This window comes from Pseudomonadota bacterium (assembly GCA_039024915.1).
Classification (GTDB): domain Bacteria; phylum Pseudomonadota; class Alphaproteobacteria; order Rhizobiales; family MH13; genus MH13.
In genome coordinates this window covers 154779-167983 of the sequence record JBCCPK010000002.1, presented here as the reverse complement: position 1 = coordinate 167983, position 13205 = coordinate 154779, and the positions used below count along the sequence as shown (strand labels likewise).

Here is a 13205-nt window from a genome sequence, read left to right as displayed (position 1 = left end):
GGGCGGCGAACCAGCGTATGGCCCGCCTTGAGCTTTCTGGGCCGGCGAAGTGGGCGATCAACCTCGCGATCCCTGTCCTGTTCGGCGTAACGCTGCTGGTGCTGTGGGAAGGCATCGTCCGCGGCCTAGACGTGCCCCAAGTGGTCATGCCGCCGCCCTCCATGGTGTGGGACCGGATCGTCGAGTCAACCGACATGCTCTGGGCCGACTTCGTGCAGACCTTCGTCCGCGCCGTTATTCCCGGCTACCTGATGGGCTGTGCATTGGGCTTCACCATCGCGGTGCTCATCGACCGCTCGCCGTTCTGGAAGGCGGGCATCATGCCGGTCGGCAACCTCATGAGTGCGCTGCCCATTATCGGGATCGCGCCGATCATGGTGATGTGGTTCGGCTTCGATTGGCCGTCCAAGGCGGCCGTCGTGGTCGTCATGACCTTCTTTCCGATGCTGGTGAACACCATGGCCGGGCTCTCCGCGGCGGGGCGCATGGAGCGCGATCTGATGCAGACCTACGCTTCTTCCTACGGGCAGGAACTGGTGAAGCTGCGCTTGCCGGCAGCTATGCCGTTTATCTTCAACGCTTTGAAAATAAACTCAACTTTGGCGCTGATTGGGGCAATCGTTGCTGAATTTTTCGGCACCCCGATCGTCGGTATGGGCTTTAGAATTTCAACCGCCGTTGGCAGCCTGAATATCGATCTGGTGTGGGCAGAAATTTTCGTCGCCGCCTTGGCAGGATCGCTCACCTATGGTGCGATAGCGCTACTGGAGCGGCGGATCACATTCTGGCACCCGTCCATGCGGCGGGCGCGCTAGGGCAACAGGGGAACAGACACCGCGATCGTGCGGTGCTGCATAAAAAGGGACTTTCTCACGATGAAGACAACCACCAAGCTGATCGCAGGGGCGGCGCTGCTCGCCTCATCAACGGCCTTCACGGCGCCTGCGATGGCGATGATGGATGAGCTGACGCTGCAGCTCAAATGGGTCACCCAGGCGCAGTTCGCTGGCTACTATGTCGCGCTGCACGAGGGGCTGTACGAAGCTGAAAATCTTGATGTCACCATCAATCCAGGTGGGCCGGATATCGCGCCGCCGCAGGTGATCGCCGGTGGTGGCGCTGATGTCATTATCGAGTGGATGCCCGCCGCGCTCGCTGCGCGTGAGCGTGGTGTGCCGCTCGTCAACATCGCCCAACCGTTCGTCCGCTCGGGCATGATGCTGACCTGCCGGAACGATTCCGGTGTCACCAGCCCGCAAGATTTTCCCGGTTCGACGCTCGGCGTCTGGTTCTTCGGCAACGAATATCCGTTCCTGTCGTGGATGAGCCAGTTGGGCATCCCCACCGATGGCGGCGATGAGGGCGTGACGGTCGTCCGTCAGGGCTTCAACGTTGACCCGATCATCCAGGGTCAGGCCGATTGTGTGTCCACCATGAACTACAATGAATACTGGCAGATTATCGATGCGGGTTTCGCGCCGGATGATCTGACGGTGTTCAACTACACCGACCAGGGCGTCGCGACGCTTGAAGATGGTCTGTACGTGGTTGAAGAGTCGCTTGAAGACCCCGCCATGGTCGACAAGCTGACCCGTTTTGTTCGCGCCTCGATGGCCGGATGGGCGTGGGCGCAGGAAAACCCCGAAGAAGCGGCCATGATCGTACTCGAGTATGATGAGACCGGCGCACAGACCGAAGCGCATCAGACGCGCATGATGGGCGAGATCAACGTCCTGACCGCGGGTTCGACCGGTGTTCTCGATGTTGCGGCTTACGAGACGACGGTGGAAACGCTGCTTGCTGGTGGTGATGACCCGGTGATCACGGCTGCTCCCGAGGGGGCGTGGACGTCGGTGGTGACCGACGGGCTGTAAGCCATCCGCCTTATCCGAAACGGGCGGTTCCGTTGCTGTCGCAAATCAGACGACCGCTTACCGAGACGACATCATGCATGACAAGGGGCCGGGAAACCGGCCCCTTTTTCGGCTCAGAGCCGTCGGTTCTCAAGCGCTCGCCGTCAGCCACGTTTCGGCTTCGGTTGCGTGCTGTGGTTCGAATGTCTTGATGGTGAGACCTGGTATCAGTGCGCCTTCAACTTCAGCCGCGGTGCGGATCCAACCCGCATCCGTAACCACCGCGCAGCGGCTAAATCGCCCGATCAGCGCGAAAAGTTTGGGCAGGCGACTAAACTCGACCGCGAGCGCACCGGCACTGGGCAAGGCGAAATCCGAGATCGTGTAAAGCATCACGCCGTCGGATATGCCATCGGAATGGGCGATCAGTTCATCGAGACCCGTTTGCATGGCGTCCGCATCGAGGCTGCCGCTCAGCACAATGTCCAAGCGGTTTTCGGACGGTTTGGTGACTGTCAACATGGTTTCTCTCCCGCTCTGTCGTCAGCGCGCCGCCCGTTGGGCGCGGTGCCTTGACCAAAAGAATGTGGGGACAATCGGAACCGGCTACAAGCCGAGCACCGCACTCAAGCGCTGGCTGACAGGGATAGGTATAAGCCTGGCTCGAAGCTTACGCAGCCGTCATAGGCGTCAGAAGCCAGGTCTGCTCACGGCCTTGGCAGCGTTGCGCGAGGGGCCCGCTAATTGGCCTATCGTCCAGCTGTTTGATCGCGTAGCGGGACGCGTAATAGGCTTCGATTTTTGCTTGCGGCACCGAAAACGGCGGGCCGCTCATCTGGCTCTGATCGTAATCATACGTCACCAGAAGTTGCGGCGCGAAACCGGACAGCGCCGACAGATGAGCGGCATAGTCCGCGCGCATCGTTTCTGGCATCGCGACCAGCGCCGCGCGATCGTAGATCGCATCGAGCGAACCGGTCATTTCGGCGGTCAACGCGAAGAAGTCCCCGACAAACACGGTGAGTGCGCCGAACCGGTAGCGCTTGAGCGGCCCCACCTGTTCGACGTCAGGGGTGATGGATTGGCGTTCAAAAACTTCCCGTACGGCACCTTCGTTGAGCTCAACGCCAGTGACGGTTCTGCCCTTGGCCAGAAGCCAGTCGAGGTCGAGCGTTTTGCCGCAAAGCGGCACAAAGACATGCTGGTCGCCGGTCAAGTTCAGCGCATCGACATGATCGACGAGGCGCGGGTTGGGCTGAAATTCATGGAACGCGATGCGGTTCTCGCGCCAGCGTTCCTGCCAAAAGGCCGCTTCCATCAGACTGGATCCATGCTGTTGGTCCTCAACTTGAGGGTCGTTCGATCGCGGCTCAAACCAACCGCATATCGGCAATGGCGATATCTGCCTGGAATGGCCGACCAATGGCAAGCACCCCGATCCGCCGAAGCCTCGAAAGATCGAGCGGCGCGGAGGCTCGGTGCGGTTCAAAATCTTCGAAGGCGATCCGGTGCGTCTCCCAAACGGCCCCCGCCATGAAGCTCTGGCGGTAGCTCTGCCATGGGCGGGTCAGGTCCGCTGTGCGCAGGTGCACATTGTATGTCTCGCCGCGCCGCAAGCCCTCAAACGCTGCCACGTCGATGGCCTCAAACGCCACACCAGAGAAGCTGCTCGCATTGAGTGCCCCGCCACGCGGCGGAAGGTCCGCTGCCATCTGGATAAAGCCGCCATTGTTGTCGAGGCTGATCGAGCCGCGCAGCCGCCACGCCTGTCGGCCCGCAACGATCTCTTCGCTCAGCGATCCCTGCGAGACGCCACCCATCACGGTGTCGGCAACATAGCCCCACTGCAAGTCCATTATCGTCAACGCGCTCTCCCGGTCTCTGCGCCTCTTGCTGTCCAGCATTGCCCAATTTTGCAAGCGGTGGTCTACCCTGTTCGCCTCGTTTGCATGGGATAGACGCAATGGCGCGAACAAGACGACAGGTGGTGCGCATGGGTCTTAAGATCGGCTTGGCCGCGGCGCTTTCAGGTGGTTCGGGAGCGGCGCGCGCGCAGGCGTCCGCAAACCGCTGGCGCATGCCCGCCGAAGAAGAGCCGCACGCGCGCACCTTCATGCAGTGGCCCGTCAGCCGCGCGGTCTATGATGACCGCCGGTTTCTCCGCGCCGTGCAGAAGACGATTGCCGACATCGCCAACACGATTTCCCAGTTCGAGCCGCTGACCATGCTCGCTGCCGCCGAGCATCATGCTGATCTCCGTCGCCAGCTCGCCGGAGACATCGAGCTTTGGGATATCCCGACCGAGGATCTGTGGTGCCGCGGTTCCGGACCGATCTTTGTCGTCGATGATGCGGGCGGCATCGCCGCCGCCGATATCCGGTTCAACGGCTGGGGCGACAAGCAGGTGCACCGGCATGACGGGCAAGTCGCGCGCCGCGTCGCCGAGCGGCTGGGGATCGAGATGCTGCCGACCGGGCTCGTCGGCGAAGCGGGCGGCGTCGAGCAGGACGGCCATGGCCTTCTGATGGCCCATGAGAGCAGCTGGGTAAACGATAATCGCAATCCGGGAATGGATCGTGACGAGATCGGGCGACGGTTGCTCGCGGCTTACGGTGCGGACGGGGTCATCTGGAGCCCCGGCGTGTGGGACGAGGACATCACCGACTATCACATAGACAGCCTGGCGCGCTTTACCGGCCGCAACGATGAGGGGGTGAGCCGGGTCCTGCTTAACCTTCCAGATGAGCCTGACCCGCGCGATCCCTTTCATCAGGCGGCGCTCGAAACGCATGATATTCTAGCGGCTTACGACCTCGATCTGGAGGTTATCCCGGAGCCTTCACGCCGCCGCGTCCGCTCCGCTGACTTCGTCGCGTCCTACGTGAACTACTATGTCTGCAACGGCGGGGTCGTCGCCGCACAGTTCGGCGATGACGAGGCCGACGACATCGCCCTCGACGCTCTGCAAAGGCACTATCCGGGCCGCGAAGTCGTGATGCTCAACGCCGATGCCCTCGGCGAGATCGGCGGCGGCATCCATTGCGCAACGAAGGAAATGCCAGGGTAGATAACCCCGCCATGCTCAATGATGTAAATGTATTGTACCCAAATATTTAGTCTATCACAATTAAATCCGCAAATGAATCAGTGATAATCAATTGATTTACTACCTGTATTATTATATTATCAGAAACATTCAAGTTTGGTCGCACTACAATTATTTCTGCTCGATCCACTGCTTCCGACCATTCGGACGGTTCAACAACGGTTTCCGTAACGTATTCGCTTACGGGCGTAAGAAAATCCATTTCATTTCGCCCGACAAGAGTATGATTTGCTAAGAAAGTGCCAAGCCTATCAGGATCGCTAGGGTCTACAAGTTGTTGGACAAAATCGTCTGGCAGTTCAAGGAATGCTTCATCAGATGGAGCAAGTAACGTAATTTCTTCCCCTGATAGATCTAAGTCCGTCATAAGCCTCTCAAGACCATATGATTCGATGAGTGCTTGGAAGGTGGCCGTGGGCGCGCGCGTCGGATAACTTGTTGTATATTCGAAGTCGAATAAGCTCGGGTCTCTGATCAAGACGGCAGGAAAGCCCAGGTCCGTTGTGATACTTACCTCATCATCAGATAGGTTGATATAGTCGATACCTTTAACTATTGCTTCTGCCAGCCCTTCCGATGGATAGACGTTATTCCAATCGGAGGCAGATATCAGAGTACCTACGTAACCTTCTGGCTGGGCTGAATCAGTTGGATTTGAAAATATGAAGCCGACCATGGCGTAGTCACCAGAGGCTTCCATTTGTGCTATGACTGGCGCTCCCCTCCAGTCGTAGCTCCCGAATAATGCCGGCCATGGGCCCGTTGGCTCGTCATCGCAGTCACTGAGCTCCGGCTGCAAAGTGCTTATGTCGACCCAAGCACGGTCTCCGTTGCAAAACTGAAAATTCGTACCTGTTTCAGTTGCTTGATCAAGTGATAGTATAAAACCTTTCCTTGGGTCGTCTGGGTCTCCAAGCCTGTAAAAGCTTGGGGGAATCGATGATTGACCAACCAGACCGTCTTGCGCAACGGCTGGTACCGAAACGGCTACTGGAACTAGGATGGCAGTCCTGCATGCAATGATTAGTCTTGAAAGACACGTAAGGTAACGGTGTCGGATTTCTGAAATCGTACAAGCCACCATCGATCCCCTCCTTGAAATATTGCGACCGCGAAATGTGTGTCGGGTGATGATGTAAGATATTTGTATTGAGTGTTAGGGGGTGACGGTAGATTTACAATAACGTTTTGCTCTGTAAAGATACTTAGCTGCATTGGATTAAGTCTAGATAAATCAGACTTTGCTTGGTCTAAACCTAATGAATGTGCAGAAATTGATGCAATTGCGATAATGAATATTCCAAAAAATACAATAAATCGCCGTAATAAAAAATAAAAATTATTTGATATTTCGAATATAAGTCCGATAATTATTAATCCGCTCAATAGTGGAAGTGTGATTACGAATCCTGTTTTACTTGCAATTTGAAAAAAGAATATCGCTCCGTGAGCGATTATTTCATGTATATCGGGAGAAATTTCGCGTACTGAAATATCGTAATATTCATAATACCCGTCGAGGTAAGCGTATCCAGAAAAATAAAGTATCGACGCGAATGCGACGAGCAACAATCCGTTCTTTAAATCTGCCATTCTGTGTGTCGATCCGAAAAGAACTGAAAGCTGCGTATTATGATCTCGAAATCTCTGCGGTCGCAAGTGGCTGGGATACCTCACCCCCTTGACCCGTTTTTGACCGAATGGTCTAGTTTGATTTTGCGGGAGAAAGCGATTTGGTCGTCAGTGCCGAAGAGGCGAAGCATTACGTCCATGCCGGCTCGGATTTGCGGCGGGTTCTGTACGAGGAAGCCTGCGCTATTCGGGCACGCCACTGGGGCGACCGCGTCACCTATTCCCGCAAGGTTTTCGCACCCCTGACCACCATGTGCCGCGACACCTGCGGTTACTGCTCATTCGTCAAGCGCCCCGGTGATCCGGGCGCCTATTACATGACCCCGGAACAGGTTCTGGATACCGCGCGGCGAGGCGAGGTGGCAGGCTGCAAGGAGATGCTGTTCTCGCTCGGCGAAAAGCCCGAAGCGCGTTACCGCGAGGCGGCGGACGCGCTTGCGGAACTCGGCCACGCCTCGACCATCGACTATTTGGCCGCAATGTGTGCGCTCGTCCTCGATCAGACGAGCCTTCTGCCGCATGTGAATGCCGGCACGCTAACGGATGATGAGATCGAAGCGCTCGAACCCGTCTCCGCCAGCATGGGCATGATGCTCGAAACGGTGTCCAACCGGCTGATGCAGCCGGGCATGCCGCATCATCGCTGCCCCGATAAGTCGCCTAAGGCGCGGCTGCGCACGCTGGAGACCACCGGCCGACATGGCATTCCGTTCACGACCGGCCTTCTCATCGGCATCGGCGAAAGCTGGGAGGAGCGGATCGAGGCGCTCGCGGCGATTGAAGCCGTTCACCAGCGCTATGGCCACATTCAGGAAGTGATCATTCAGAATTTTCAGCAGAAGCCGGGAATTGCGATGGAGCATCACCCCGAGCCGAGCCTCGATGACATGCTGCTGACGCTCGCGACCGCGCGGCTGATGCTCGACCCGTCGATCAGCCTGCAGGCGCCGCCCAACCTGTCCGCGCGCCACGTGGCTTACCTTGATGCGGGCATCAACGATTGGGGCGGGTTGTCGCCGGTGACAATCGATTTCATCAATCCCGGCCATCCCTGGCCGCAGATCGATCAGCTGGCAAAAACCTGCCTTGAGAAAGGCCTGCTGCTCGAGGAGCGGCTGACCGTTTATCCGGCGTTTCTTGAGCGGGATGCGCATGTGGTTGATGGCGATAGCCCGACGGCCCGGGCGCGGCGCATGGCTCGCGCCGACGGGCTTGCAAGGGATCAGGCGCTTGCCGCCTCTGGCACCGGCGCGGAGGTGGCGGTCTTATGTTGATGAAAGACCCCGCTTCGCCCGCCGTTCGGCGCATCCTCGACAGGGCGCTGTCCGGCGGTGAGGTATCGGAAGCCGAGGGCGCGGTGCTGTTCGCCGCGCGCGGTGCGGACCTTGAAGCGGTCGTGGCAGTGGCCGATCAGCTGCGACGACAGACCATTGGTGATGACGTCAGCTTCTGCGTCAACCGCAACATCAATTTCACCAATGTCTGCTACATGGGTTGCCAGTTTTGCGGGTTTGCCAAGCGGATGGACGAGGCGCGCGCCGAGTGGCTGCCGATCGAGACCATCGTGGCCCGCGCCCGGCAGGCATGGGATCGCGGTGCCACAGAGGTGTGCATCCAGGGCGGCTTGCATCCGAAGATGCCGGGCACCCATTACCGCGACATCGTGGTTGCGCTGAAAGCGGCTTTGCCGGAGCTGCATATCCATGCCTTCTCGCCGTTCGAAATCTGGTACGGGGTGAAGAAAACTCGCACGCCGCTGCGTGCGTTTTTGCAGGACCTCAAGGATGCTGGTCTCGGCAGCATGCCGGGGACGGCGGCGGAGATTTTGGACACCGAGATCCGCAAGGTCCTGACGCGTGACAAGCTGTCCGCTGATGCGTGGGAAGAGATCATCAGCACCGCGCATGAGGTCGGTATCCCGACGACGGCGACAATCATGTATGGCCACATCGACGGGCCGGAGCATTGGGCGGCGCATGTGGCGCGTATTCGCGACATTCAGCGGCGTTGTCGCGACAAAAACACCGTTTGTCGCGACAAGAATGGCGGTATTCCGGCCATAAGGGCGGACAATCCTCCCGTTACGGAATCAATAGGTTTTACTGAATTCGTTCCGTTGAGCTTCGTGCATGAAGATGCGCCGCTTTACCGCAAGGACCCCAATTCGGTCCGCCCCGGCCCGACGATCGACGAGATTGTCGCCATGCACGCGGTCAGCCGGATCATGCTGCATGGCTGGATCAATAACATCCAGGTTTCCTGGACGAAGCTGGGTCCGGAAATGGCGCAGGCCATGCTCGCATGCGGTGTCAACGATCTCGGCGGCACCTTGATGAACGAGAGCATAAGCCGCGCGGCTGGCGCGAAGAACGGCCAGGAAGTGACGGCGCACGAGATGGTGCAGATCATTCGGGCGGCGGGGCGTATGCCTGTCCAACGCTCGACGCTTTACAGGACGATTGAGCGCTTCGACGATCACGATCCTCAGGTCCATGAGCCGCTGGTTGCGCGGGCCGGCGCAGATCCACTCGCGTTTTTGGTACGCGACCGCCTTCGGTCCGCCTGATGGTGTCGGTGACGCTTCTGGCCGGCGGCGTCGGCGGTGCGAAAATGGCGGAGGGGCTCGCTGCGGTGGAGGGCGTCGAGCTGACCGTTATCGGTAACGTCGCAGACGATTGCGCCTTCCATGGCCTATGGGTTTCGCCCGATATCGACACGGTGACCTACACGCTCGCTGATATCATCAATCGCAAGCAGGGCTGGGGACTTGCCGATGAGAGCACGCGCGCGCTGCAGATGCTGGAGCGGTTTGGCGAAGCGACCTGGATGACCTTGGGTGACGCTGATTTGGGGCTGCACATCTACCGCACCATGCGCCGCGCACGCGGTGACCGGCCAACGCAGATCGCGGCGGATATTGCTCGGGCGCTCGGTGTCGGGCCGCGAATAATTCTGCCGACGGACGATCCGGTCCAAACACGGCTTCGGACGTCGATCGGAGAGCTTGGTTTTCAGGAGTACTTCGTGCGTGAACGGTGCGCGCCAACGGTGACTGGCATCTGGTTTGAAGGCGCCGATGCCGCGCGTCCGACGCCGGAAGCCCTAGAGGCCATCGCTCAAGCCGACCTTTTGGTCATCGCGCCGTCCAATCCGCTGGTCTCCATCGATCCCATCCTCGCTGTCGCCGGGTTGAGGGATGCGATGATTGCGGCGGCGACGCCCGTTGTGGCTGTCAGTCCGCTGATCGCCGGGAAGACCATCAAGGGGCCGGCGGCGCGTATGATGGAAAGCACTGGGCTTGAAGCCAGCGCGCTGGGGATCGCGAGGCACTATGCAGGGCTCATCGACCGGCTATTGATCGATAGTGTCGATGCCGGCCTTGCCGATGCTGTGCGCGAAAGTGGCATTGATCCCGTCGTTTGTCCGATTGTCATGGCAGACCTTGCAGCGAAGCGCTCAGTTGCCATGCAGGTGCTGCATGCCGGACAAGTAGACCTTGCAGCATGAATATTTGCGTTATCATTCCGATGAAAGACCCGAGCGAAGCGAAGAGCCGCCTCGAAAACCGCCTGCCGCACGCAGCGCGCGCCGCCCTCGCGCGGACGCTCTTTCGTAATCTGCTCAGTGTCCTTGGAAAGATCGCCGCTCAACCCACCATCCTCGTTGTCTCGTCGTCACCCGCGATCCGGGCTATCTGCAGCTCAGCTGACGTGGCTTGTATTGATGATCCAAGCGGTGATCTGAATGCCGCGGTCACCGCCGGAGCGCGACACGCCGCCGACCTCGGCCATCGCAGCGTATGCGTCCTGCCGGGCGACCTGGCCGATCCATCGATCGCCGATCTCGATGCGCTGTTCGCTCTGCCGCGCAACTTTGAATCTGTGATCGTCTCGCCTGCCCATGATGGTGGCACGAACGCGCTTATCGTCACCCCGCCGACCGGGCTTGCGTTTGCCTACGGCCCGCAATCGAGCCTTGAACATCAAAGACGTGCGGAAGCCTCGGGAATGGCAGTCATCGTCGCACCGCTCGATAGCCTGCTCTACGACGTTGATACCCAGGCCGATCTTGGAGAGCGCCTGACACGCGGTTTGCAGCGAGCGTTCGGTGAGAAGACGGAGCGGCGGTCATGAGTGTTGAGCTTATAGCGCTGCATGGATTGCCCGAAGTGCGCTTGAACGACAGTCTCGATGTGCTGATCGGTGACGCGCTGGAGGCAAATGGGCTCCATCTTGTCGACGGGGACGTGCTGACGATTGCGCACAAGATTGTGTCAAAAGCCGAGGGCCAGGTTCGGAGATTGGCGGACGTCAAGCCTCAACCCGAGGCGCATTTCTATGCCGAGAAGCTCTCCAAGGACCCGCGAAAGGTTCAGATCGTTCTCGATGAAAGTGTCGATGTTTTGCGGGCGTTCAAGCATCCCGGCGCCGACGAGGGGACGATGATCTGCGAGCATCGTCTTGGCCTGATCTCGGCTAATGCAGCGGTGGATGAATCGAACACCGCCGGTGACGGCGAAGCAATCTTGCTGCCTCAAAATCCTGACGCCAGTGCGGCGCGCATCCGCGACGGTCTCGAAAAGCGTTTCGGGGTGCGAATTGGTATCGTGATCACCGATACATTTGGCCGCCCGTGGCGTTTGGGTCAGGTAAACGTTGCGATCGGCCTGGCCGGACTGCCAGCGACCCGCAGCGAGATCGGCGGGGTTGATGCGCGGGGGCGGCGCCTTAGGGTTACGGAACCGGCATTTGCCGATGAAATCGCCGCCGCTTCCGGGCTTGTGATCGGAAAGGCCGCCAGGACTCCGGTGGTGCTGTTTCGGGGCCTTGAATGGTTGGAAGATGAAAAGACCAGCGCCGGGCATCTGATCCGCGCTCGGGGAGAGGATGTGTTTCGATGACGGTTGCCATTATCGGTGGGACTGGGCCTCAGGGCAGCGGTCTGGCGATGCGCTTCGCCCGCGCCGGAGTCCCAATTGTTGTGGGTTCGCGGGATGCCGCGCGGGCCGCCGAAAAGGCGCAGGAGCTTGCCGAGAATGCCGGTGTTGATAGGGGTCTGATTACCGGCGCGAGCAACGAAGACGCCACGGCTGCGGCGGACGGTATTGTCATCCTGTCGGTGCCGTACTCCGGCCATGACGCGACACTGGAAGCGTTGAAACCACATTTAGCCGGGAAGGTGCTGGTCGATATCGTGGTTCCATTATCGCCGGACGATCCCAAGGTGGTCGCGATGCCGCCGGAGGGCTCGGCGACGGAAGCGGCTCAGGCCTTGCTCGGTGCCGATATCCCGGTGATAGGCGCTCTTCACAATGTTTCGGCGCATACGCTCAACGATCTTGATGCGAGCATCAACTGCGATGTTTTGGTTTGCGGCAATTCACTGGATGCCCGCAAACAGGTCATGGCGCTGGTCGGTAAGCTTGGCGTCCAGTGCTACAATGCCGGTGCCGCCAACTCCGCGCGATGCATTGAGGCCATTACGCCGATCCTCATTCGGATCAATATTTCAAAGCAGGTGCCATTTTCGCACGCCGGGATAAAAATCTGGCCGCCGGAGCACTGATCAACCTCGGAGGGTGCACACATGGAATTCGGGATTACATTCAAAGGCGTCGTTGAGCCGGACCGCGCGAAAGCACTGGTGCGTCTCGCTGAGGACTGCGGCTTCAGTTACTGCTGGTTCTACGACAGCCACATCCTGTGGCGCGAGAGCTACATGGCAATGGCGATGCTCATGGAGCACACCAAAACCATCCGGTTCGGCCCGTGCGTCACCAACCCCAATACGCGCGACTGGTCCTTGGCAGCGTCCATGTTCGGTTCGCTGGCCAAACAGTCAGGTGGGCGGTTCGATATCGGTGTGGGCCGCGGCGACAGCGCGGTCCGCGTCATGGGCAAGAAGCCCGCGAAGCTGGCGACACTTGAGGAATTCGTACTCAAGGTTCAGGCGATGATCCGTGGTGAAGAGGTCACTTATGGCGATGTGCCAGCGCCGATCCAGTTCCCGTGGGCGACCGGTTACGAGCTGCCAGCCTGGATCGCGGCCTATGGGCCGATGGCTTTGGCGTCAGCGGGCAAGGTTGGCCAAGGGCTCATCTTGCAGATTGCCGAGCCGGGCATTTGCAAATGGCTCACCGATCAGGCGGTCGCTGCCGGTAAGGAAGCGGGACGCGATATGTCAGGCTATCGGGTGATGTCGGCAGCGCCGGCCTATTTTGGTTCGATGGACGAGTGTCGCGAGGCAACCAAGTGGTTCCCCGCAATGGTTGGCAACCATGTCGCTGATATTGTCGAGAAGTACGGCGCCGATACCGACCTCGTTCCTCAGAGCCTGACGAGCTACATCGAGAAGCGACGCGGTTACGACTATTCCAAGCACGGCCAGAGCGATAATCCCTACCTCGACTTCATCACCGACGAGATTGTCGATGGCTTTGCCGTGCTTGGCACGCCCGACGATCATGTCGCCAAACTCAAGGAGCTTGAGGCGGTCGGTGTGACCCAGTTCAACATCTATCTCGACAACGGTCGGGAGGCAGAAATCATCGAGACATATGGTGATCATGTCATTCCGGCGATGCAAGGCTAACCACTCGTTGAAGGCATCACGGG

General features: G+C 59.2%; 14 protein-coding genes. 10 read left to right on the top strand and 4 right to left on the bottom strand.

What is annotated here, in order from left to right; translation table 11 throughout:
* The first annotated feature begins 17 nt into the window (after positions 1-17).
* Complete coding sequence (locus tag AAF739_04110; protein MEM6381835.1) at positions 18-815, top strand: ABC transporter permease; 798 nt, start codon at positions 18-20, stop codon at positions 813-815.
* A gap of 60 nt (positions 816-875) precedes the next feature.
* Positions 876-1874, top strand: coding sequence for an ABC transporter substrate-binding protein (locus AAF739_04105; GenBank protein MEM6381834.1), 999 nt, complete (start codon positions 876-878; stop codon positions 1872-1874).
* Positions 1875-2003: 129 nt separating this feature from the next.
* Here the strand turns inward: AAF739_04105 and AAF739_04100 are convergent, their stop codons facing one another.
* The 3 genes from AAF739_04100 to AAF739_04090 form a co-directional block, all read right to left on the bottom strand.
* Positions 2004-2375, bottom strand: coding sequence for an STAS/SEC14 domain-containing protein (locus tag AAF739_04100; GenBank protein MEM6381833.1), 372 nt, complete (start codon positions 2373-2375; stop codon positions 2004-2006).
* Positions 2376-2523: 148 nt separating this feature from the next.
* Positions 2524-3171 (bottom strand): thiopurine S-methyltransferase, encoded by a 648-nt coding sequence (tmpT, locus tag AAF739_04095; protein ID MEM6381832.1) that lies wholly within the window; start codon positions 3169-3171, stop codon positions 2524-2526.
* Positions 3172-3223: 52 nt separating this feature from the next.
* Positions 3224-3709, bottom strand: a complete 486-nt coding sequence (locus AAF739_04090) for a CIA30 family protein (protein ID MEM6381831.1) — start codon at positions 3707-3709, stop codon at positions 3224-3226.
* Between the two features lie 221 nt (positions 3710-3930).
* On the opposite strand from AAF739_04090, the gene AAF739_04085 reads away from it, so the two are divergent.
* On the top strand, positions 3931-4920 hold the full coding sequence (locus AAF739_04085) for an agmatine deiminase family protein (protein MEM6381830.1): 990 nt from the start codon (positions 3931-3933) through the stop codon (positions 4918-4920).
* A 46-nt stretch (positions 4921-4966) separates the two neighbouring features.
* On the opposite strand, the gene AAF739_04080 is transcribed toward AAF739_04085, so the two are convergent.
* Entirely contained in the window at positions 4967-5659 is a 693-nt protein-coding gene (locus tag AAF739_04080; GenBank protein MEM6381829.1) for a fasciclin domain-containing protein, read from the bottom strand.
* Between the two features lie 1084 nt (positions 5660-6743).
* Here AAF739_04080 and cofG point away from each other — a divergent pair.
* The 7 genes from cofG to AAF739_04045 are packed head-to-tail and all read left to right on the top strand — an operon-like array spanning position 6744 to position 13182.
* Complete coding sequence (cofG, locus tag AAF739_04075) at positions 6744-7865, top strand: 7,8-didemethyl-8-hydroxy-5-deazariboflavin synthase CofG (protein MEM6381828.1); 1122 nt, start codon at positions 6744-6746, stop codon at positions 7863-7865.
* Positions 7859-9157 carry a 7,8-didemethyl-8-hydroxy-5-deazariboflavin synthase subunit CofH gene (gene cofH, locus AAF739_04070; protein ID MEM6381827.1) on the top strand — a complete coding sequence of 433 codons (1299 nt, stop codon included), beginning with the start codon at positions 7859-7861 and terminating at the stop codon, positions 9155-9157. Before cofG ends, cofH begins: the two co-directional genes overlap by 7 nt.
* Complete coding sequence (cofD, locus tag AAF739_04065) at positions 9157-10098, top strand: 2-phospho-L-lactate transferase (GenBank protein MEM6381826.1); 942 nt, start codon at positions 9157-9159, stop codon at positions 10096-10098. Before cofH ends, cofD begins: the two co-directional genes overlap by 1 nt.
* Positions 10095-10724: a 2-phospho-L-lactate guanylyltransferase gene (gene cofC / locus AAF739_04060; protein MEM6381825.1), complete on the top strand. Its 630-nt coding sequence runs from the start codon at positions 10095-10097 to the stop codon at positions 10722-10724. Before cofD ends, cofC begins: the two co-directional genes overlap by 4 nt.
* The gene (gene cofE / locus AAF739_04055; protein MEM6381824.1) at positions 10721-11491 is read left to right on the top strand and encodes a coenzyme F420-0:L-glutamate ligase; all 771 of its coding nucleotides are present in this window, start codon (positions 10721-10723) and stop codon (positions 11489-11491) included. Before cofC ends, cofE begins: the two co-directional genes overlap by 4 nt.
* On the top strand, positions 11488-12156 hold the full coding sequence (gene npdG / locus AAF739_04050) for an NADPH-dependent F420 reductase (GenBank protein MEM6381823.1): 669 nt from the start codon (positions 11488-11490) through the stop codon (positions 12154-12156). The genes cofE and npdG overlap by 4 nt, the downstream gene beginning before the upstream one ends.
* Positions 12157-12177: 21 nt before the next feature.
* Positions 12178-13182 carry a TIGR03842 family LLM class F420-dependent oxidoreductase gene (locus AAF739_04045; GenBank protein MEM6381822.1) on the top strand — a complete coding sequence of 335 codons (1005 nt, stop codon included), beginning with the start codon at positions 12178-12180 and terminating at the stop codon, positions 13180-13182.
* Positions 13183-13205: the final 23 nt, after the last annotated feature.